General features: G+C 35.8%; 19 protein-coding genes, 1 pseudogene and 1 other annotated feature. Of the genes and pseudogenes, 12 read left to right on the top strand and 8 right to left on the bottom strand.

Annotation, left to right across the window (positions count from 1 at the left end):
* Window positions 1-81: 81 nt before the first annotated feature.
* Window positions 82-666, bottom strand: a complete 585-nt coding sequence (locus ACQKMI_RS12260; protein WP_427489207.1) for a DJ-1/PfpI family protein — start codon at window positions 664-666, stop codon at window positions 82-84.
* 141 nt (window positions 667-807) lie between these two features.
* On the opposite strand from ACQKMI_RS12260, the gene ACQKMI_RS12255 reads away from it, so the two are divergent.
* From ACQKMI_RS12255 to ileS, 3 genes are all read left to right on the top strand, one after another.
* On the top strand, window positions 808-1,251 hold the full coding sequence (locus ACQKMI_RS12255) for an Lrp/AsnC family transcriptional regulator (protein ID WP_427489205.1): 444 nt from the start codon (window positions 808-810) through the stop codon (window positions 1,249-1,251).
* Window positions 1,252-1,461: 210 nt separating this feature from the next.
* Window positions 1,462-2,316 (top strand): DUF2785 domain-containing protein, encoded by an 855-nt coding sequence (locus ACQKMI_RS12250; RefSeq protein ID WP_427489203.1) that lies wholly within the window; start codon window positions 1,462-1,464, stop codon window positions 2,314-2,316.
* 73 nt (window positions 2,317-2,389) lie between these two features.
* Window positions 2,390-2,629: a binding site (T-box leader), on the top strand.
* Between the two features lie 59 nt (window positions 2,630-2,688).
* Complete coding sequence (gene ileS / locus ACQKMI_RS12245; protein ID WP_427489201.1) at window positions 2,689-5,778, top strand: isoleucine--tRNA ligase; 3,090 nt, start codon at window positions 2,689-2,691, stop codon at window positions 5,776-5,778.
* Between the two features lie 526 nt (window positions 5,779-6,304).
* Here ileS and ACQKMI_RS12240 read toward each other — a convergent pair.
* On the bottom strand, window positions 6,305-6,748 hold the full coding sequence (locus tag ACQKMI_RS12240; protein ID WP_386828116.1) for a hypothetical protein: 444 nt from the start codon (window positions 6,746-6,748) through the stop codon (window positions 6,305-6,307).
* A gap of 336 nt (window positions 6,749-7,084) precedes the next feature.
* Complete coding sequence (locus ACQKMI_RS12235) at window positions 7,085-7,687, bottom strand: LysE/ArgO family amino acid transporter (protein WP_427489199.1); 603 nt, start codon at window positions 7,685-7,687, stop codon at window positions 7,085-7,087.
* A gap of 153 nt (window positions 7,688-7,840) precedes the next feature.
* Here ACQKMI_RS12235 and ACQKMI_RS12230 point away from each other — a divergent pair, with 153 nt between their 5' ends.
* Window positions 7,841-9,280, top strand: a complete 1,440-nt coding sequence (locus ACQKMI_RS12230; RefSeq protein WP_427489338.1) for a PLP-dependent aminotransferase family protein — start codon at window positions 7,841-7,843, stop codon at window positions 9,278-9,280.
* 40 nt (window positions 9,281-9,320) lie between these two features.
* Here ACQKMI_RS12230 and ACQKMI_RS12225 read toward each other — a convergent pair whose 3' ends face one another.
* Entirely contained in the window at window positions 9,321-9,929 is a 609-nt protein-coding gene (locus tag ACQKMI_RS12225; RefSeq protein WP_427489197.1) for a CPBP family intramembrane glutamic endopeptidase, read from the bottom strand.
* Window positions 9,930-10,301: 372 nt separating this feature from the next.
* Between ACQKMI_RS12225 and ACQKMI_RS12220 the strand changes: the two genes are divergently transcribed.
* The 3 genes from ACQKMI_RS12220 to ACQKMI_RS12210 are packed head-to-tail and all read left to right on the top strand — an operon-like array spanning window position 10,302 to window position 11,353.
* Complete coding sequence (locus ACQKMI_RS12220) at window positions 10,302-10,667, top strand: DUF2089 domain-containing protein (protein ID WP_427489195.1); 366 nt, start codon at window positions 10,302-10,304, stop codon at window positions 10,665-10,667.
* Window positions 10,668-10,680: 13 nt separating this feature from the next.
* Window positions 10,681-11,061, top strand: coding sequence for an SHOCT-like domain-containing protein (locus tag ACQKMI_RS12215; protein ID WP_427489193.1), 381 nt, complete (start codon window positions 10,681-10,683; stop codon window positions 11,059-11,061).
* Between the two features lie 10 nt (window positions 11,062-11,071).
* Complete coding sequence (locus ACQKMI_RS12210) at window positions 11,072-11,353, top strand: hypothetical protein (RefSeq protein WP_427489336.1); 282 nt, start codon at window positions 11,072-11,074, stop codon at window positions 11,351-11,353.
* Window positions 11,354-11,527: 174 nt separating this feature from the next.
* On the opposite strand, the pseudogene ACQKMI_RS12205 reads toward ACQKMI_RS12210, so the two are convergent.
* A pseudogene (locus tag ACQKMI_RS12205) lies at window positions 11,528-12,129 on the bottom strand (transglutaminase-like domain-containing protein).
* Window positions 12,130-12,322: 193 nt separating this feature from the next.
* On the opposite strand from ACQKMI_RS12205, the gene ACQKMI_RS12200 reads away from it, so the two are divergent.
* Both ACQKMI_RS12200 and ACQKMI_RS12195 read left to right on the top strand, forming a co-directional pair.
* Window positions 12,323-12,913 (top strand): O-methyltransferase, encoded by a 591-nt coding sequence (locus ACQKMI_RS12200; RefSeq protein WP_427489191.1) that lies wholly within the window; start codon window positions 12,323-12,325, stop codon window positions 12,911-12,913.
* A 66-nt stretch (window positions 12,914-12,979) separates the two neighbouring features.
* Window positions 12,980-14,155 (top strand): oxalate decarboxylase family bicupin, encoded by a 1,176-nt coding sequence (locus ACQKMI_RS12195; protein WP_427489334.1) that lies wholly within the window; start codon window positions 12,980-12,982, stop codon window positions 14,153-14,155.
* 41 nt (window positions 14,156-14,196) lie between these two features.
* Here ACQKMI_RS12195 and ACQKMI_RS12190 read toward each other — a convergent pair whose 3' ends face one another.
* A complete protein-coding gene (locus tag ACQKMI_RS12190) occupies window positions 14,197-15,348 on the bottom strand; it encodes an MFS transporter (protein WP_427489189.1) in 1,152 nt (383 codons plus the stop codon).
* 100 nt (window positions 15,349-15,448) lie between these two features.
* Between ACQKMI_RS12190 and yeiL the strand changes: the two genes are divergently transcribed.
* Window positions 15,449-16,111 (top strand): transcriptional regulator YeiL, encoded by a 663-nt coding sequence (gene yeiL / locus ACQKMI_RS12185; protein WP_427489187.1) that lies wholly within the window; start codon window positions 15,449-15,451, stop codon window positions 16,109-16,111.
* Between the two features lie 6 nt (window positions 16,112-16,117).
* Here yeiL and ACQKMI_RS12180 read toward each other — a convergent pair whose 3' ends face one another.
* Complete coding sequence (locus ACQKMI_RS12180; RefSeq protein WP_427489186.1) at window positions 16,118-16,408, bottom strand: hypothetical protein; 291 nt, start codon at window positions 16,406-16,408, stop codon at window positions 16,118-16,120.
* 282 nt (window positions 16,409-16,690) lie between these two features.
* Between ACQKMI_RS12180 and ACQKMI_RS12175 the strand changes: the two genes are divergently transcribed.
* On the top strand, window positions 16,691-17,671 hold the full coding sequence (locus ACQKMI_RS12175; protein WP_427489184.1) for a diaminopimelate dehydrogenase: 981 nt from the start codon (window positions 16,691-16,693) through the stop codon (window positions 17,669-17,671).
* Between the two features lie 607 nt (window positions 17,672-18,278).
* Here the strand turns inward: ACQKMI_RS12175 and ACQKMI_RS12170 are convergent.
* Window positions 18,279-18,488 carry a hypothetical protein gene (locus ACQKMI_RS12170; RefSeq protein WP_427489182.1) on the bottom strand — a complete coding sequence of 70 codons (210 nt, stop codon included), beginning with the start codon at window positions 18,486-18,488 and terminating at the stop codon, window positions 18,279-18,281.
* 562 nt (window positions 18,489-19,050) lie between these two features.
* Here ACQKMI_RS12170 and ACQKMI_RS12165 point away from each other — a divergent pair.
* On the top strand, window positions 19,051-19,554 hold the full coding sequence (locus ACQKMI_RS12165; RefSeq protein WP_427489180.1) for a GrpB family protein: 504 nt from the start codon (window positions 19,051-19,053) through the stop codon (window positions 19,552-19,554).
* The last annotated feature ends 184 nt before the right edge of the window (window positions 19,555-19,738 follow it).

The following is a 19,738-nucleotide window of genomic DNA, read 5'->3' as shown; positions in this document are numbered from 1 at the left end:
CTATAAAAGTCCCTTGTCCCCGCAACTGCTTTCGATAAATGAAGCTGTCTCACTTGAAATCATTGAGACAGCTTCATTAAATTAATTAAACCCCATTAAATCCTTTACCTTTTTTGTATTTTCCACAGATGTCAGCATTTCTAATAAGCTGAATGCAACGTCGAATGCAGTACCGGGATTTGAGGAGGTAATTATATGTTCAGTTTGAACAATTCGTTCGTTGACGATGTCTGCACCATAGGATTGTAGCTGTGCTATTCGTTTACTTGTTGGGTGATTATAAGTAGTAGCTTTTCGATTTTGTAGTATGCCGCTATGACCTAAAATGAGGGAAGCTACACAAATCGTTGCAATCGGTTTTTGTTGTTCATCGAAATGACGAATGACAGCCTGGAACTCCTCGCTAAAAGCATCTTCATAAAATCCAGCTTCCTCAAAACCACCAGGAATCGCAAGTGCATCAAAATCCTCCAATGAAATTTCATGAAGTAATTTTTCGGGGGCTACGTTAAAATTCCATGTACATTGCAGTTGCTGATGTAATCCTACAGTCATTACTTCTGTTGTACCGTCTCCCTCCCATTTATTCCAGCCAAGTACATCTGTAAAAACACTCGCTTCAACAGCCTCAAAACCATTTGCTAATAGTAATAATATTTTTTTCATGTTGTAATCGCCTCCTTTATAAGTTTAATTGTAGTGAATAAAGCTATATAATGACAGAACCTGTATAATGTAATTCGAATGAATTGCTTTATAATAAAAGGAATTTTATTAAATCTAGTTTATAAAAAAAGGTGGATATTTATGGATCAAATAGATCGTGAAATTTTACAGCAATTGCAACGAAATGCAAAAATGTCGATGAAGGAATTAGCAGCGACGGTTCATTTATCGTCTCCAGCTGTTATTGAACGTGTAAGAAAACTGGAAGAGCAAGGAGTTATTGAAGGTTACGGTGCTAGGGTTAATTTAAAAAAGATCAATCGTGACATTCAAGCCATTATACTATTTAAATCAATTGATTGTAAAAGTCTTTCTAATTTTTGCAACGCACATCCCGACGTCCTTGAATGCTATCGTGTAGCAGGTGAAATTAGTTATATTGTAAAAATTGCGACCAATTCAGTCGAAACATTAGAGCAGTTTATCGATGATGCAATGCCTTATGGAACGCCATCAACGAATATTGTGCTTTCTTCAAATAAAAAATCCGTCATTGTGCCTTTTTCTGATCGAAATTTAGACTAATTGAGTCCGGAACTGCTCCGGTAGTCGAAAATCTGGTCAGGTGATGTAAAGCTAGACATTCAAAAATTTCAAGAATGTCTAGCTTTTTTAATTTCCTTTTGTATTTGGGCTAGAGTACAATTACTGTAAGGATTTGTATGATCAAAGGGTGTAGTAAAAGATGATATGCAAACTCTTTATCAAAACAAAAAGTAGGGGAGAAAATTGAATATGTTACTTAATAAAAGTTTACTTAAAGAAATTGAATTAAAAGAAATACTAACAGACATAAACAGCGGAAATAAAACATGGCAGCAAGAGGATCAAACACATATCATACAGTCAATGATGCTACATATTGGATCATTAGATAGTGAACTGAGAGATGACTTAATATATGGGTCGTTTTACGAATTAATTTTAGAAAAAAACGTACTTGAACATTCACTTTTAACGGATCTTCTAGATTATAGTCTGAAAGACCTGCTTTTTAACGGTATTACTGAAAGAGAATCAGATTTAGTTTTTACTCGAACATTTACGTCGCTTCTTATCGCACTTATTTTACATAGGGATCATGAAGACGATTTTTTATCTGAGGACAAAATAAATGATTGTAAAGAGCAATTACTAGCTTATTTATCAGCAGAAACGGATGTAAGAGGCTACGTGCCAGGTAAAGGATGGGCTCATAGTGTTGCCCATATGGCTGATGCAATCGATGAATTGGTGAAAAATCCAAAATTAAATAAGGATTCTTATATCGAAATTGTAAGCGCATTATGGAACGCCGTTTTGCAAGAAAATTATGCTTTCATTCACAATGAAGATGAACGGATATTAGTTCCTATTTTCACAATGCTTGAGCAAGGTTTAGAGGAGCAAGAGATCATAAAATTATTGCAAGAGCTACCTATAACTTTAATGGGAAGAAAGGAACAGCTCGATGTACAGCACCACAGAATTTTACTGTTTAACTGTAAAGCCTTTTTAAAAAGCTTTTACATTAAAACAAATGGAAAGCCTAAGTTCGTAGCTCTTCATAATGGCATCGAGGCATGTCTCGATGAAATTGTAAGGAAATAATTACCGATATTAGTACTTTGAAATTATTGACAGCCGAAATTAAGTTTGTTAAGATGAGTGACAATAAAAGCATACAAATTCGTTGATGAGAAAGAGTAGTGTTTCATTTTGTTCTACAGAGAGCCGACATATTGGTGGAAGTCGGTGTGCAAGTGTTACATGAAAATCCTCTCTGAGAAGATTAGCTGAACATAGTAGGCTGATCCGGGTGTCTACCGTTAAAAAGAACACGTATGATTGTACGTTGCTGAGTGCTATTGAACGATGCTTCAATAGAATTAGGGTGGTATTCGCGGTTAACCCCGTCCCTTACTTGGGACGGGGTTTTTTGTATGCCTTTTATACAAAATTAATTGTATAGGAGGAACTAATATGCATGCAGAACAAAAGAAGGAAACAACGGTTGAACGAGAAACACGGATTCGAGCATTGTGGGAGCAAGAAGGCACGTTTGCAACATCCGTGACGAATCGTGTTGGACAGCAGCCATTTGTATTTTATGAAGGACCGCCAACAGCAAATGGTTTACCACACGTAGGTCACGCATTTGGCAGAACGATTAAAGATGTCGTGGCTCGTTATAAAACGATGCAAGGCTATTTAGTGGAACGTAAAGCTGGTTGGGATACACATGGCTTGCCTGTAGAATTGGGCGTAGAAAAAAAGCTAGGCATCTCTGGCAAGCAAGAAATTGAGAAATATGGTGTTGAACAATTTATACAGGAGTGTAAGGGAAGTGTCTTTACTTATGAGAAGAAGTGGCGCTCTTTTACAGAGCAGCTCGGCTATTGGATTGACATGGATGATCCCTATTTAACGCTAAGTAACAATTACATTGAGTCCGTTTGGAATATTTTAAGTCATGTGCATAAGGAAAAGCTTTTATATAGGGGGCACCGCGTTTCACCTTATTGCCCTAGCTGTCAAACATCATTAAGCTCTCATGAGGTTGCGCAGGGCTATAAGGATGTCAAAGATTTATCTGTCACAGCAATGTTTAAGCTGAAGGACAAAGAGGAGTATTTTCTTGGCTGGACAACGACACCATGGACATTACCTGCTAATGTTGCCTTGGCGATGAATCCTGAGCTCGTGTATGTTCGAGTGAAGCAGCACGATAAAGTATATATATTGGCAAAATCATTAGTGGAAAAGGTTTTTACTGAACCCGTTGAAATATTGAGTGAGCATAATGGGCATGAATTTGAAGGTGTATCGTACAGTCCACCTTTTTCATACGTAACCGTTGATAAAGGTCATGTCGTTGTGCTGGCCGATTATGTCACAGAGCATAGTGGAACTGGAATTGTTCATATCGCTCCTGCGTATGGGGAGGACGATTATAAAACGGTTCAGCAAAATGGGTTATCGTTTGTCAATGTTGTTGATTTGAAAGGCTGTTATACAGAAGAGGTTCCAGAGCTTGTCGGTAAGTTTGTGAAAGATTGTGATGTCGATATTATAAAAATGCTCGCTAAAAAAGATCTATTGTTTGATAAGGAAAAGTATGAGCATAGCTATCCTCATTGCTGGCGTTGTGATTCACCTTTACTTTACTACGCGACTGATAGCTGGTTTATCAACATGTCTGCATTGAAAGATGAGCTTTTGCAAAATAATGATCAAGTTACATGGTATCCAGAGCACATTAAACACGGTAGATTTGGTAATTTCTTAGAAAATCTGGTGGACTGGAATATTAGCCGAAATCGCTATTGGGGAACGCCACTCAATGTGTGGGTTTGTAAGGATTGCGGTCATGAAGAGGCACCAAATAGTATTGCTGCCTTAAAAGAGTTAGCGAAAGGTACTTTAACTGACATCGAACTTCACAAACCGTATATTGATGAGGTTGTGTGTACTTGTCCAACATGTACGGGCGACATGGAACGCACACCTGAAGTGATTGATGTATGGTTTGATAGTGGTTCAATGCCATTTGCTCAGCATCATTATCCTTTTGGTAATCAGGATACATTTAACAATCAATTCCCTGCCGATGTTGTCATCGAAGGTATCGACCAGACACGAGGCTTTTTCTATAGTTTATTAGCCGTATCGACATTATTTACTGGCAAGGCACCTTATAAAAATGTACTTTCTTTAGGGCATGTTTTAGATGAGCAAGGACAAAAAATGTCGAAAAGTAAAGGCAATGCATTAGAGCCAGTTGAACTAATTCAGCAGTACGGAGCAGACGCTTTAAGATGGGCATTTTTAGTCGACAGTTCTCCTTGGAATCCTAAACGCTTTTCAAAGAAAATTGTGATGGATGCGAAATCAAAGCTCGTCGATACGCTAGATAATACGTTCAAATTTTATCAGCTTTATGCAGAAATAGATGGTTTCCAATACGATGCTAATAAGACTGGTACCCGTACAAAACTAGATCATTGGATATTATCTCGATTACATCATACGATTCAGCTAGTGACAAAATCTATGGACGATTATCAATTTACACAAGCAACACGTGAAATCGGTAAGCTTGTGGAGGAGCTAAGTAACTGGTATATCCGTCGCTCAAGAGCAAGATTTTGGGCTAACGGATTGTCAGAAGATAAACGAGGCGCCTATAGTACACTGTATGAGTTACTAACGACAATTTGTCAATTACTAGCACCTTTCACGCCATTTATCGCAGATGATTTATATCAACAATTATGCGGAAATAGCGTACATTTGCAAAACTACCCAACATTCAATGAAGCGCTCGTGAATACGAAGCTTGAAAAAGAGATGGCGAATGTTTTAACAATTGTAGAACTAGGCCGTAGCATTCGTAATAGTCAAGGCATTAAAGTTAAGCAACCTTTCAGTGAAATGATTGTCTCTGTTGAAGGTAAGCTAACCGATTATCAACCATATAGCGATCTTGTGAAAGATGAATTAAACATAAAAGAATGTCTTTGGACAAATGATTTCTCTGCATATGAAACGGTTCATTATAAACTTAATTTTAAAACAGCAGGTGCAGCATTTGGAGCAAAAGTGAACAAAGTAAAAGATTACGTAGTGAATTTAAGTGATGAGGAGAAAAATTTATTACAACAAACAGGTTCAGTTGCGTTAACGATTGATGGGGAACAGCTAACATTGCTAAAAGCGCACGTGTTAACAGAATCCGTTGTAAAGGACCAGTACATCTTAGCCGAAGAAGCTTCTTGTCGAGTCCTTTTGAATGTTCAGCTGACAACTAGCCTACTTGAGGAAGGGCAAATTAGGGAACTCATTCGCACAATCCAAGATACACGCAAAAAATGGCAACTTCCTGTTGAGCAGTATATATCGATTTCGATTGCTGGAAGTGCTAAAGTAAAAACGATCATCCTGCAGCACGAAGCATTATTAAGGGCAAATGTGTTGTTACATGATATTCATTATGTGAGTGTCGATCGTAGTGAACGGAATATAGAGACAGCAATGTTTGATGAAAAAGTTTCTGTTTATTTTAAGTTGTAAATGCTCGGGTAGGCAGAAGAAGTGATCAGGTAAGCCCTGGAACTGCTCGGGTAGACAGAAGAAGTGATCAGGTAAGCCCTGGAACTGCTCGGGTAGACAGAAGAAGTGATCAGGTAAGCCCGGAAACTGCTCAGGAGTCACCAGAAAAAGCATAGAACGACGCAAAAAACGCTAAGGCACAAGTATAAATGGTCAAGGATTAAAGTAATGCACAAAATAGATCAGTACCACTAAATACAATGCGCAACAAAAGAGCTGAACTAATTTTGACATTAGTTCAGCTCTTTTTTGTGTATAAAGATATGGTCTGAAAATATTTAACAAAGTATAGTATATACGAATTTTTCTATATGTTGTTAAACTAACGCCACTGTAAGTTTAAGTACATTCATCCACAAATTCATATATTTTACTAAGAACATTCAGTTCACTTATTATTGGAAAGCATCTTCGTTAGTAAAAAAGCTTCTCCAATCATTGTGCCTCCCTATATAAGATAAATAAAGGTTTACGAATCCTACAAAATTTACGAGATGAAAAATCCAACTATATAATGACTAACAAAAATGGCAACATAAATTAAAGTAATATAAGGTTGATAATCAATATAAAATTCTTTATGTGTTAACCTAAATTTATGGGGAATTAAAACCCAACTTATATAGTCAATTATTATTGAAAGTGTTGTCCATTGGATAACGGTATAAAGCATAAACTCTTTTACATTATTTGTATCAATTCCTTTGCTATATAGCCAAAGAAAAATTGGAAATATTAAAACATTGTAAAGAACCTGATAGGGTCTAGATTTAACATAAACTGGTGATTTTAAAAAAGTTGTACCTGCCTGTTTCGCATTTTGAACACCAAAAAATTTATTGGTGATTAACATATGTATAAAAACTACTAAAGTTGCGACTGAATAAGCAAGTAACATCCATAAAAAAGACATACCTAAATTATTAAACAATTAACTTCACCTAACTTTCATAATATAATATTTATACCAATTTATTGAATTATCCTATAAAATAAAGTGGCTGTAAATGTAATATTCGGAAAAGTATATCTATTACTTCGATGACTTAACGATGTGGTGTGAACTTTATTAAGGGAAATCATTATTCGACTATATTGCACCGTTACGGATAGATACTATATTTTTATTCAATATACTCAAGCTATATCTTTAAAAACAAACAAAAGCTGAACTAATATCAAAAATAGTTCAGCTAAATTGCATATTATAATGTTGTAGATTATATATAGGAACTTGAAATATTAAGTGCAATTTTTTTGTTAAAGGTTATAGTATTCCACTAAAAAGATAGAGAGCGGTTGCCCAAATAAAAATAGCTGAGCATTTATTAAAAATATTCATAAGTTTCCCAGAGCTATCAAGTCTTTTCAACGATGCACCAGCAATAATAAGACCGAAAAACCACAACCAAGAAATTAAAACACATGCAGCCGTGAACAATATTTGCTCCGTGCCACTATATTTTAAAGCACTCGTTCCAATAACACCAATTGTATCTAAAATGGCATGTGGATTTAAGAGAGATACAGACAGTGCGAAAAAAATTTGTTTTTTTACAGGTAGTGCTTCGTTATTAGTAGCAGTTGCCGGATTAGAACGCCAAATTGTATAGCCCATATAAAGAAGGAAAAGTATACCAACACTCATTAACGTGATCCGTAACCACTCAAATTGCAACACTATTATAGATAAACCAAATACCGCAAGTAGTATTAGAAGCGTATCACAAATTGCAGCTGTTATGCCTGCGGGTAAAGCACGAACTAGATGTGGCTGTGTTGCACCTTGAGAAAAGACAAAGACATTTTGTACGCCTAAAGGCAAAATAAGTCCAAACGCTAAAATCATTCCATGAAGAAATGCTTCCAATGATATTCCCTCCTTTCACTAACTATTCTAGATGTGTTATAACTAAAAGAAAACGACCAATTGGATGGTTTTTTATCCATCCAATTTTATCTTCTTTCAGCGGGTACCTAAACATCCGTCGGAGGCATAATTGATATGTTTGAGGTGAAACGAATGAACTGGCAACCTAAAAAACAAGGTGAAATGACATTACAGCAACAAATTGTGACTTGGATTACTGAGCATATAGAACGGGGAGATTGGGTGGCAGGAACAAAACTACCGACACAAAGACAGCTAGCGATGCAGTTTGGGGTTAATCGCAGTACTGTTCAGCAGGCGTTAGAGGAGTTAAAAGCAGCAGGAATATTGGAATCGAAGGTAGGCTCTGGTATATTTGTAGCTCAAAACTCTTGGCATTCCTTAATTACACAATCACAGCCAAATTGGCAATCCTTTATTGACACAAGCTTACATAAGCCCAATTATCATACCATTCAATTAATCAATGAATACGAGCAGCGCGATGATGTCATTCGATTAGGTACTGGGGAACTAGCACCAAGTTTATTACCGACAGCTGAAATTGAAGTATCATTGAAAGAGCTCTCTTTGCAGCCGAAAACTCTAGGCTATTCATCACCGCAGGGAAGCGTTAAACTTCGAGAAGCAATTTGTGTTTACGTTAAAAAAAGGGGCATTCATACAAATCCCCAAAATGTTTGTATTGTCTCTGGTGCACTACAGGCATTGCAGCTTATAGCAGTTGGACTGCTTGAACAAGGGTCTATTGTATTTCAGGAACAGACATCTTATTTAAATTCAGTTCATCCTTTTCAGTCTGTAGGTATGCAAATGCTGTCTATCCATCGTGATGAACAGCTTGCACAAACATTAGCTCAACGAAAAAGAAAAAGGCAGGCTGTATTTTATGCTGTCCCTACGTTAAACAATCCGACAGGAGGCGTGTGGACAACGTTTGAAAAAGAGCAGCTTTATGAAGCGTGTAAAGCGTCTCGCATTCCCATCATTGAGGATGATGTGTATCATGAACTGCTCTTTGAAGCGGCAACTTACCCAATAAAATCAATGGATGAAAGCGGACAAGTCCTTTACATTGGAAGTGTTTCGAAAACATTAAGTCCTGGGCTTAGAATCGGCTGGTTAATCGGTCCAACAACCGTTATTGAGCGATTGGCGGATATAAAAATGCAAACAGATTATGGATCAAGCGCCATCTCGCAGGAAATTGTGCTGCATTGGTTGCAGTCTGGAAAGTATGAAAAGCATATCGTCGGCTTACGCCAAAAATTACGGCAAAGAGCAGATTATGTAGATACGATATTACAAGAAAAATTCTATGATATTGCGGAGTGGAGTAAGCCAAAAGGAGGCTTTTATATTTGGCTAAAGTTTCATGAGCCCATTGTTGATAAAGAGTTGTTTACTAAGCTTTTGCATCGACAAGTCCTTATTAATCCAGGCTATATCTATGACCCGCAAGATACCCAGCATATTCGATTATCATATGCTTATGCGACAGAGTCAGAATTAAAGGTTGGCTTAGAAATATTATATGAATGCGTAGTTGAAACGGTAGTAAAACGACATTAAGAACAAAAACATCACACCTTTAGGGGTGTGATGTTTTTAATTACTTTTTCAAACTTATTAAATTGTATTTGAATAATAATGTCATTCCGAGATTCATCAGAAAATGCGCAAGAAAAGGTACTATGATATTGTTTGTTTCAAAATAGATCCATCCGAAAATTAGACTAGGAATGGCGATATTTAGTAACATAATAGGTTTTTTGAAGTATTGAATATGAAATCCTAAGAACAATAAAGTTGTTATGATAATGGCAGCCCATTTGTGTTCAATAAATACAAGAAGTAAATTTTGAATAATTCCTCTAAACAACAATTCTTCAAATAATGCTGCTATAAACATAAAGGAAGAAATAGCCAACAACGAATAGTTTTGATAGCTTTTGTTAGTTTCGTCCATGTAATTCGAGGGAATATACATTGTTAAGATTACGCCAAACAAAAGTAGACCGAATGAAGAGAGAACTATACTCAATACTATCCTAAATGGTTGATCAAATGATAGGAATTTATGTATCGTAAATACATCATAAACGATAAGAGCAAAAATGACTGCCACACAAATGAATGTAAAAGAGGAGAAAACAAAAACAGCGTCTTTTGAGCTAAAGTCCTTCTTTGTCTTTTTTGGTTGATCTTTTATATGCTCCATATCCTTCCTCCTTTTCTTGAAAAATTTAGAACAAAAAATATTTTACCATAATATTGTAGCGGGAAGTATGGCCTTTATTGAAGAGAATTTCTAAGATAGGGACCGAATTTGTTTATCTTCCTTTAATGGGTGTCCAAACATCCGCCGCGGTCGCTTCTCTTTGCACAAAAGACATTTGTTGGCCTAATGCTGGACGGAGTTAAAATGTATAGTCATAAGTTAATTCACATTAAAAGTGAAAATGGTTAATTAATAATTTTAAACAACAAATTAATAATATTTATTTTTGTAATTAAAAAGTTTAACTTTAATTACTTGCATTTTCGATTTCTTGTTGTATAATCAAATCAACTAGAAGGAAGGGATTTCACTATGGCATATCAAGTTATCACAAATTGTCCTGTTTGCAGTAAAACATTGAAAATTACAAAGTTGCAGTGCTCTCATTGTCATACAACGATTGAAAATGAGTTTGAATTATCTAAGCTGGCATCTTTATCAAAGGATCAGCTTCATTTTGTGGAAGTATTTTTAACATGCAGGGGGAATATCAAAGAAGTGGAAAAGGAACTGGGGATATCGTATCCAACGGTTCGAGGCAAGCTAACAGACATTATTTCATCCCTTGGATATGTACAGAGGAAGAAAAATGAAGTAGACGAGAATAAAGTTGTTACCATGTTGGAAAATGGCGAGATCACACCAGAAGAAGCTATTAAGCTTTTAAAAGAAGAATAGGGAGGAATCTATCATGAAAGAGGAAATTGCAAGAGTATTAACAATGGTCCAAGAAGGAAAGATTGATGCACAACAGGGATCAGAGCTGATTCAAGTATTAAAGGAAAAAGAAGAAACAGGTAATGAAGAACCGAATAAATATTTAGATAAAACTTTAAAAGTCCGTGTTGTATCAGCCGAAAATGATAATGTCATGGTCAATTTGCCTATAAAACTTGTCAAGGTAGTATTATTGGCTGGACACAGCATCGCAGCGAGTGTTCCTCAAGCGGAAAAATACGTTAAAGATATAGATATAAACCTTATTATTGAAGCAATTGAAAATGAATTAGATGGCCAAATTGTTGATATTAAATCAGCAAACGGAGATACCGTTTCGGTCATCATTGAATAGTGATTTGCTTATGATGCATGTAAAAGTGAAAACAAAAGGCTTTCGGCTTAATATCCCAATGCCATATGCTATGTTAAACATTGTTATTTCAATTTTGTCATCGAAACTTTTGCAACGAAATTTAAACAAATGGACAAAAGAGCCATTCGAAAGAAAAAAAATAGACTTTACCTTTCCACTTATAGATAAAAACACGCTAAAGCCTATCGTCAAGGAACTGAAAAATTATAAGGGAATCGTGCTAGTAGATGTCAAAGCAAAGGACGGCACTGAGGTTAAAGTTAGACTATAATTGATGATTACCAATGACTAGCATGTTGAAGGAAAAAGTCTTATTTCTTGCTAGCAACTGGGGAAAAATAAATGCTTAAAGATGCAATTTCTATTGCATCTTTTTTACCGTTTTTATTTTAGATTTAGAATAGATACGAGTGATGATATTTATGTTAATTAATTAAAGCCGCTGTTATATACTTTCAGGTAAATAGTGCTTATACATTTCTAATAAATCTGTATGCTCCTTTAATACAGTAATGGTTTTGGAGTTTGGCTTTATAAAAATAACAGAATAATCTTTTTCACCAAGTTCCTTGTTAATTGGAAAAGCTAATTTTTCTTCATCTATTGAAAATTGAGCCTTAACACCAGTTTTATTTCCGCGAGCATCTAATCGTATCCACTTATTAAGGGATTTAAGATATACAGCATTCATAGCGTGGATCGAATATCCTTTTTTTGGGGTGTCAAACAACATTAATCGTTGATAACAGAAACCTGTTGGAATACCTTGCGAACGTAATAATGCTGCTAAAAGGTTTGATTTTGCATAGCAAATACCTTGTTTGTACTTCAATACATCTGATGCATGACAAGTAACTTTTTCTCCTTGAATATCCCAAGAATGTGATATTTCATCACGAACAAATTCAAAAGCAATCTTCGCTTTTTCAACATCTGTATGAGTTGAGTTAAATAGTTCCTCAATTTAATAATCGGGTTTGAGTAATCAACCACAGCTAATTCAAGTAAGTAATCCCCTAAATCCTCAGATTCAAAAATAAATTCCATAAACCATTACACTCCTTTGCATTTTTATTTAAAGATAGGTATTATTATACAGTAAATTCAGAATATTCATATATATATATTTTTAACGTAGATGCAAACCTCTATTTAGGGGTTAGATGTTTTTTAAAGGAATTTTAAGGAAAAAATCGAATAATAATTAAGAATTTAAAATTCGAAAAGGTGGTCGATGATTATGTTAACGAAATATCGCTCCAATACATATATCCTGGAATTGGTGAAGGCAAGTAAAATGTTAGCCCAAAGAAATAGTTTCGAATATTCTTGTTCGGATGAGGCTGGAAGATTGCTATCTGTGCTTGTCGGTCAAATCACACACGGAAAAATTCTTGAAGTTGGGACTGGCTATGGCGTAGGCAGTGCTTGGATTCTTTCCACCATTGCACCAAACGTACAGTTTTACTCAGTGGATCATGCAAAGGAAAAAATCGAGGCTGCTGCTCAAACAATTTGTCATGAGCAAGCAGAATTTATAGTTGGTGATTGGAAAGAGGCTATAGCAAAAGGTCCTTTTCAATTTATTTTTGCTGACGCAGCAGCGGCTAAAACGATTGAAGGAGTAGAGCTATTGGATGCATTAGCAGTTGGAGGTATGTTAGTGATGGACGATTTTACGCCAGAAGAACATTTTCCGGAAGAATGGAGAGGGAAACCTGATGAAGTCAGGGAATTTTGGTTAAATCATACGAAATTGAGAGCCACAGAGATTTATTTAACATCAACATCTTCTGCAATCCTTGTAACCAAGCTAAATGGAAAAGAATAATCAAAGTAAAGAACTCATACATATGTAAATAACGAGTTTTTTTAAAGAGGTGAATAATTGGAGAACATGCCAGAGGGTTATTCTTATGTTCCACAGCCAATTCGGAAAGATGGTGCAGGTGGGGTGGATAAAGGACCAAGAGATATTATGAGGGATTTGGAAAATCCTGATATGCTTGTCCCACCAAAAACGGATGCTGGGCTTGTACCAAATTTAAAATTTTCATTTTCTGATACGCATATGGTTTTAAAACATGGTGGTTGGTCTCGAGAAATTACTGCTCGCGATCTGCCAATTGCTACGACATTGGCAGGTGTCAATATGAGTTTGACACCTGGTGGGGTACGTGAGTTACATTGGCATCAACAGGCAGAATGGTCGTATATGCTTCTTGGTCATGCACGCATTACAGCGGTCGATCAAAATGGTCGTAATTTTATTGCCGATGTAGGGCCGGGGGATTTATGGTATTTTCCACCGGGGATTCCTCATTCCATACAGGGTCTTGAAGATGGCTGTGAATTTTTACTAGTGTTTGACGATGGGCATTTTTCAGATCTTAGTACATTTTCAATATCTGATTGGTTTGCCCATACTCCTAAAGATGTGCTGTCCTCTAATTTTGGTGTTCCGATGAGCGCTTTTCAACATATTCCAAAAGAACAAGTCTATATTTATCAAGATAAGGTTCCGGGAACTCTTGACACACAAAAAGTGCAATCTCCATATGGTACAGTTCCTCAAACCTTCAAGCATCGTCTGCTTGCACAAACTCCTATTAAAACCCCCGGTGGCAGTGTCAGAATTGTGGATTCGACAAACTTTCCTATTTCTAAAAATATCGCAGCAGCACTTGTCGAGATTAAACCTGGTGCTATGAGAGAACTGCATTGGCACCCGAATAATGACGAATGGCAATATTACCTACAAGGGAGAGGGCGTATGACAGTATTTACAGCTAATGGTGTGGCGAGAACATTCGATTATCGTGCAGGAGATGTTGGATACGTGCCGTTTGCAAATGGACACTACATTGAGAATACCGGTACGGAGACATTATGGTTCCTTGAAATGTTTAAAAGTGATAGGTTTCAAGATGTTTCATTAAATCAATGGATGGCTCTTACTCCAGCTGAGCTGGTACAAAGCAATTTAAATATTGGCCCGGAACTTCTACATGTATTAAGAAAGGAAAAGTGGCCGGTCGTGAAATATCCTGGGTTTTCGTATTATCCAAAGTGAGTAAATAGAAAAGCAGGTGAGAAAAATCTCACCTGCTTATTTTAATATTGATATTTATTTCTAGTAGTAAGCAGTATACCGATTGCTGGAACAGTACAAATAAGCATTGCTGCAAATGATAGTCCAGGAGAAATTTCGTATAGATAGCCGCCTAAAAATGTAAGGATAGCTGTACTTAATCCCATTGCTAATGCAGAGTAAAGGCCTTGTGCATTTGGAATTTGCTCCTTCGGCAATACTTTTGTTAAATAGCTGATAAAAGCGTAATGCGCGAGAGCAAAAGATAATGCATGTAATGTTTGAGAAGCGATAAATACCCAGACATTCGGGAATAGGTAAATAAGTAGCCAACGTAATGATGAACCACTTGCTGCTAAAAGTAATAAAGAAGATGAGCGCCATTTTTTAAATAGTGTATCAGCCTTCATAAAGTATAAGATTTCGCAAATAACGGCGATGTTAATAATCATGCCCATGTAGAATGGGTCGACATGTAAATCACCTAAATATATATAGCCGTAGCTGTAATAAGAAGCGTGAGCGCCTTGTAATAAAATAACGATTAATAAAACAATAGGGAAGCCTTTAATAGACCATAATGTTTTCATCGACAATGATTTTGCACGTTGTTCTTTCGTCGGTACAACGAGTAACTCTTGTGGAGTAGCCATTTGTTGCATCAACAGCATACCAATCAGGCCGACCACCATACTCCAAAAAATAATGTCATTGCCAAATGCACCTGTCAGCATACTAATGATTAATACTGCAATGACAAAGCCAAGGGAACCATAAGAGCGGCTTTTACCATAGTGTACATTTCCATGCTGTACGAGCGTTGCCGCGCTACTTTCAACGGCAGGTAGCAGTGCTGGATAGAAAACGCTAAATAAAAGGGTAACAATAAGAAGCGAGATAAAGCTCGTGCTTAGTAAGTAAAATAAAGTTGTGATGAGGGCACCTATTGCTAGAATGCTAGTGAGTCGTTTGTTATTCACATATTTTGCAAGCGTCGGGAAGAAAAATAGATTTGATGTTGCTCGTGCTAAAAGACCACAGCCCATTACGACACTAGCCTGTGAAACTGTAAGATGTTTGGCATCTACAAGCCAACCAGTCCAGTAAGGTAAGAAAATACCCCATGTAAAGAAAAATGCAAAGAAATTTTGAGAAAGCCATCGTTGATTGTTCATAAATATTCCGTACCTCCAATTTAACTATGTTGAATAATAGCACGTTCATCGTTACAATAATGTGAGATATCTCACATTATTTCGGAGGAGAGATTAAAAAATGCAAATACTGACAGCTGAGGAACGATCATATTATCTAGATAAATTTCCAATAGATGATTTTTTTTCTTTTGAAATTGATCCATTTCTAGAAATATGTAAGTTTGACAAAGGTGAATGGATTTTTCAAGAAGGGTCATTTCCAGATACGCTATACTACATGATCGAAGGAAAGGCGAAGCTATACATGACACATAAAAATGGCAAGGTCTCGCTTATCGATTACTTGGAGGCACCACTTTTTATGGGGGAAATTGAGTTACTTAATGAGGCAAGATATACGAAGGGGATTCAGACAGTAACCGAGACGATTTGTTTTTCGATTAAACAGTCCTGCAAAGCAAAGTTACTCACGGATGTACTATTTTTACGTAAACTTTGTTTGTTTTTAGGGGAAAAGGCGTTCAAAATGACGTCAAAATATACACAAAATCAAGCATTTCCACTTGAAAATCGACTTGCTGCATTTATTCAATTTTCTTCAGATCAAGGAGTCTATAAAGAAAAGCATACTGAAATCTGTGAATATTTAGGGGTTTCCTATCGACATTTATTATATGTACTTGCACAATTTTGTGAAGAAAAAATTTTAGAGAAGAAAAAGAATGGCTATCACATTATTAATGAAAAGCGTCTTTCCGAATTAGCACAGGAAATACTGTGAGGAATACTAAAGCTTATTGTATTCACTTTTTTTAACTAACCAGCGTGCTATCTCCTTGCCGCTATGGTAAAAGTTAGCCTCATTGACTCTTCGGTTTTGTACGGAGATAGCTAGGGTTTCTTCTATAACGCCAAAAGGTATAACCATTAAACATTGGTGTGTGTCGGGTGGGATCTTTTTGTGCTTTACCTCAGTTTCAATGTGAGCTTTAGCAGATTTTTGTGCATTTTGGAATGGACGAGTAAGTAATTCTCCTTGTTTCAATGTTGTGCTTGGTGAATAATAATTACCTTTCATTCAACATGCCCCCTTTGTCGTTAGTTTTATTGTACAAGACATGCGGTGGAAAAAGTCTTCATTTACATGGCTTTAACGAAAACTTAAAGGTTAGTCATTTGATTTTTAATATGTAACCGTATTCATGCCATTTACGAATAGAAATCATAGAAAACTTGTATGATTTCAAGAGAAAAACTCGTACTCAAACTATTGTGAATTTTCCTAACACAACGTATTATTGTAAGTAGATTTAACGTGAAGGGCTTCACATAGTCACGTAATCGTGAGGAGGAATTTTTAATGAGTGCAATTCGAGTAGGTATTGTAGGTTATGGAAATTTAGGGCGCGGTGTAGAGTTTGCTATTTCACAAAATCCAGATATGGAATTAGTAGCGGTATTCACACGTCGCGATCCTTCAACTGTAAACATTGCAAGTAATGCAAGCGTATATTTAGTGGATGATGCTGAAAAATTCCAAAATGACATTGATGTAATGATTTTATGTGGTGGCTCAGCAACAGATTTACCAGAGCAAGGACCACACTTTGCACAATGGTTTAATACAATTGATAGCTTTGATACTCATGCGAAAATTCCTGAGTTTTTCGAGGTTGTAGATGCTGCGGCACAAAAATCTGGTAAAGTATCCGTCATTTCAGTTGGCTGGGATCCAGGTTTATTCTCTTTAAATCGTATACTCGGGGAGACAGTTCTACCAGTAGGCACAACTTATACTTTCTGGGGAGACGGTTTAAGTCAAGGTCACTCAGATGCAGTGCGTCGCATTGAAGGCGTTAAAAATGCAGTACAATACACATTACCAATTCAAGAGGCTGTAGACCGTGTTCGCAACGGTGAAAATCCTGAGCTGACAACTCGTGAAAAACATGCACGTGAATGCTGGGTTGTTCTTGAGGAAGGTGCAGATGCTGCGAAAGTTGAGCAAGAAATCGTGACGATGCCAAACTACTTTGATGAGTATGACACAACAGTAAACTTTATTTCTGAAGAAGAATTTAAAGCAAACCACACAGGCATGCCACATGGTGGATTCGTTATTCGTAGTGGGGAAAGCGGCGCTAACGAAAAACAAATTCTAGAATTCTCATTAAAACTTGAAAGTAATCCAAACTTCACGTCTAGTGTTCTAGTAGCATTTGCACGTGCAGCTCATCGCTTAAACCAAGCTGGAGACAAAGGTGCTAAAACAGTATTCGATATCCCATTCGGTCTTTTATCACCAAAATCAGCAGCTGAATTACGTAAAGGACTTTTATAATTTTAACCTATTAAACTACCCGATTATCATATAGTTGATAATCGGGTTTTTTCATTTTAAGAAGTCAATTATGTTAAATAAATGCTGTTTTCTCAAAGATTGTTGTTATAAAACATAAAGACAGCATGAAAAAACACACGTAGTAGTGTGGTTTTGAATTTTATAGTTATTGATGATTCATTCTAAAATAGATATTTTCCAGAAAGGTAGCGAATGTTCCATTATATAATCTACTTCTTTTCCATTATCCAAAAATTTGAGTGCTAAAGCTCCTAAGACTTAATTTCTACAGCTTCATAAAGATTCCCTTTAGTTAAAGAGACTTGATTTCCAGCATCCCCAACAAATATATTCAGTTTCGGAATATAAAAAAACAGAGCTAAATGTCTACACATTTTTGTAGATTAACTCTGTTTTTCCGATCCCATTTATCAACTAACTATTTTTGATTATTGTATTTATATGAATCTATTACATTTCCGTTTTTCCCTATATCAAAACGCATCACTAAATTTCCGTTTTCACGATAATACCAAATTTCTTTTCCTTTCACTCGATCTTCTGGTATACCACCAGCATAAAATGAATGCTACCCATCTTGTTTTAATTAGCTTTCGGCAATACCGTAAGCAAGTAATACAATATACCCGATGATACAGATTGCAATAATGTTAAGTATTATTAGTAGCCATTTTAATAAACCTTTTTTTGCTTTGAATCCTAAAAAAGCTCCTAATAATGGGAACAAAAACATTGAAAGAATATATGGTTTACCTAATGCTCCTAACGACACTCCACTCCACATTGTAAAAAACATAACAACGAAGATTACTAAAGTAGTAAGTGAAAGAACACTATATTTATTAATTTGGGTTCACCTCCCCAGAAGTTGGTTGTTATTCCTAATTTATTATATTCAAACCTTTATATAATGACCGTTTAATTCCTTTTATGTCATTAAAGTATCACAATATTACTTTTTGGCTTAAAAGCAACAAAGTTTATGAAAACAGCCTAAATAAAATATAGTATATGGTAAACTGTCAATAATTTGGCTCATCACCACAAGCTAGGATGACAAGATTAACGACTGGCATAATCGCTAAAAAGATAAATGCCCGAAGTGTAGTAGTTTAAGTAACTAAAACTGTAGGTAGTGCAGTTTTAGGAATAATTATTGTAAATCTTGCGAAGAATCCAGATGAAACATTACATATTGGCGATAGGTAAAATGGGGCTATGATGGTAAAATAAAGGATGAAGTACCAATTGGAATTACTACGCTTACAATAGAATTAGTTTAGTAATATTTACTAAAGTAGTTGACTATGTAACGTTGCTACTTTGTATAAAAAGGGTAGATAGGGATGGTGTTTTATATGGAAAAAGTAAATTTTTTTAATAGTGAACTATTTCATGAAAATGCTGAGAAAACTTTTTTGATACACGAAAATAAAATAAAAGAATTTCTACCAGAGGCTGATATCCAGCATGTTGGTAGTTCAGCAATTCCTGATAGCCTTACTAAAGGTGATTTAGACATTCAAGTACGTGTTAGTGCTGAACAATTTTCGAAAGCGGTAGAATTATTATCAAATTTATATGAAAGAAATGATGAAAGTGTCAAAACAGATACATTTAGGGCATTTAAAGATGATACAAGTAATCCTCCTTTAGGAGTTCAATTAACTGTAATTGATTCTGAGTTTGATTTCTTTTGGAAATTTAGAGAAATTTTATTGGCAAATAATAAATATCGCGATGCATATGATAAGTTGAAGAAAGAGTACGAAGCCAAATCAATGGAGGACTATAGGGAAGCTAAAGATATCTTTTTCCAAAGACTAATGGAAACTTCTGAGTTTAAGAAATACGATAAGTAATATTTGTCCTAAAACTGATCATTCATCGGATGGAAAGAAACTTGAAAAAAAGTTGGAAACGGTAAAATCAATTTGATAAACTTGGAGAACAAAGCGAAAACTCCTCTCGTGGTTTGACTTAGCAACAATTGCGATACGTGAGTTTTCGCTTTTATTTGATACTTAATTGTAAAATTATTGGATT

This window comes from Lysinibacillus sp. NPDC097214 (assembly GCF_050277945.1).
Classification (GTDB): Bacteria; Bacillota; Bacilli; order Bacillales_A; family Planococcaceae; genus Lysinibacillus; species Lysinibacillus xylanilyticus_B.
The sequence above is the reverse complement of the archived record's forward strand: the minus strand, read 5'-3'. Positions and strand labels throughout refer to the sequence as shown.

Excerpts from the sequence above, each read along its gene's own strand:
- ACQKMI_RS12260 (WP_427489207.1), bottom strand. The coding sequence starts at position 666 with ATGAAAAAAATATTATTACTATTAGCAAATGGTTTTGAGGCTGTTGAA.
- ACQKMI_RS12255 (WP_427489205.1), top strand. The coding sequence starts at position 808 with ATGGATCAAATAGATCGTGAAATTTTACAGCAATTGCAACGAAATGCA.
- ACQKMI_RS12250 (WP_427489203.1), top strand. The coding sequence starts at position 1,462 with ATGTTACTTAATAAAAGTTTACTTAAAGAAATTGAATTAAAAGAAATA.
- ileS (WP_427489201.1), top strand. The coding sequence starts at position 2,689 with ATGCATGCAGAACAAAAGAAGGAAACAACGGTTGAACGAGAAACACGG.
- ACQKMI_RS12230 (WP_427489338.1), top strand. The coding sequence starts at position 7,841 with ATGAACTGGCAACCTAAAAAACAAGGTGAAATGACATTACAGCAACAA.
- ACQKMI_RS12225 (WP_427489197.1), bottom strand. The coding sequence starts at position 9,929 with ATGGAGCATATAAAAGATCAACCAAAAAAGACAAAGAAGGACTTTAGC.
- ACQKMI_RS12220 (WP_427489195.1), top strand. The coding sequence starts at position 10,302 with ATGGCATATCAAGTTATCACAAATTGTCCTGTTTGCAGTAAAACATTG.
- ACQKMI_RS12215 (WP_427489193.1), top strand. The coding sequence starts at position 10,681 with ATGAAAGAGGAAATTGCAAGAGTATTAACAATGGTCCAAGAAGGAAAG.
- ACQKMI_RS12210 (WP_427489336.1), top strand. The coding sequence starts at position 11,072 with ATGATGCATGTAAAAGTGAAAACAAAAGGCTTTCGGCTTAATATCCCA.
- ACQKMI_RS12200 (WP_427489191.1), top strand. The coding sequence starts at position 12,323 with ATGTTAACGAAATATCGCTCCAATACATATATCCTGGAATTGGTGAAG.
- ACQKMI_RS12195 (WP_427489334.1), top strand. The coding sequence starts at position 12,980 with ATGCCAGAGGGTTATTCTTATGTTCCACAGCCAATTCGGAAAGATGGT.
- ACQKMI_RS12190 (WP_427489189.1), bottom strand. The coding sequence starts at position 15,348 with ATGAACAATCAACGATGGCTTTCTCAAAATTTCTTTGCATTTTTCTTT.
- yeiL (WP_427489187.1), top strand. The coding sequence starts at position 15,449 with ATGCAAATACTGACAGCTGAGGAACGATCATATTATCTAGATAAATTT.
- ACQKMI_RS12180 (WP_427489186.1), bottom strand. The coding sequence starts at position 16,408 with ATGAAAGGTAATTATTATTCACCAAGCACAACATTGAAACAAGGAGAA.
- ACQKMI_RS12175 (WP_427489184.1), top strand. The coding sequence starts at position 16,691 with ATGAGTGCAATTCGAGTAGGTATTGTAGGTTATGGAAATTTAGGGCGC.
- ACQKMI_RS12170 (WP_427489182.1), bottom strand. The coding sequence starts at position 18,488 with ATGTTTTTTACAATGTGGAGTGGAGTGTCGTTAGGAGCATTAGGTAAA.
- ACQKMI_RS12165 (WP_427489180.1), top strand. The coding sequence starts at position 19,051 with ATGGAAAAAGTAAATTTTTTTAATAGTGAACTATTTCATGAAAATGCT.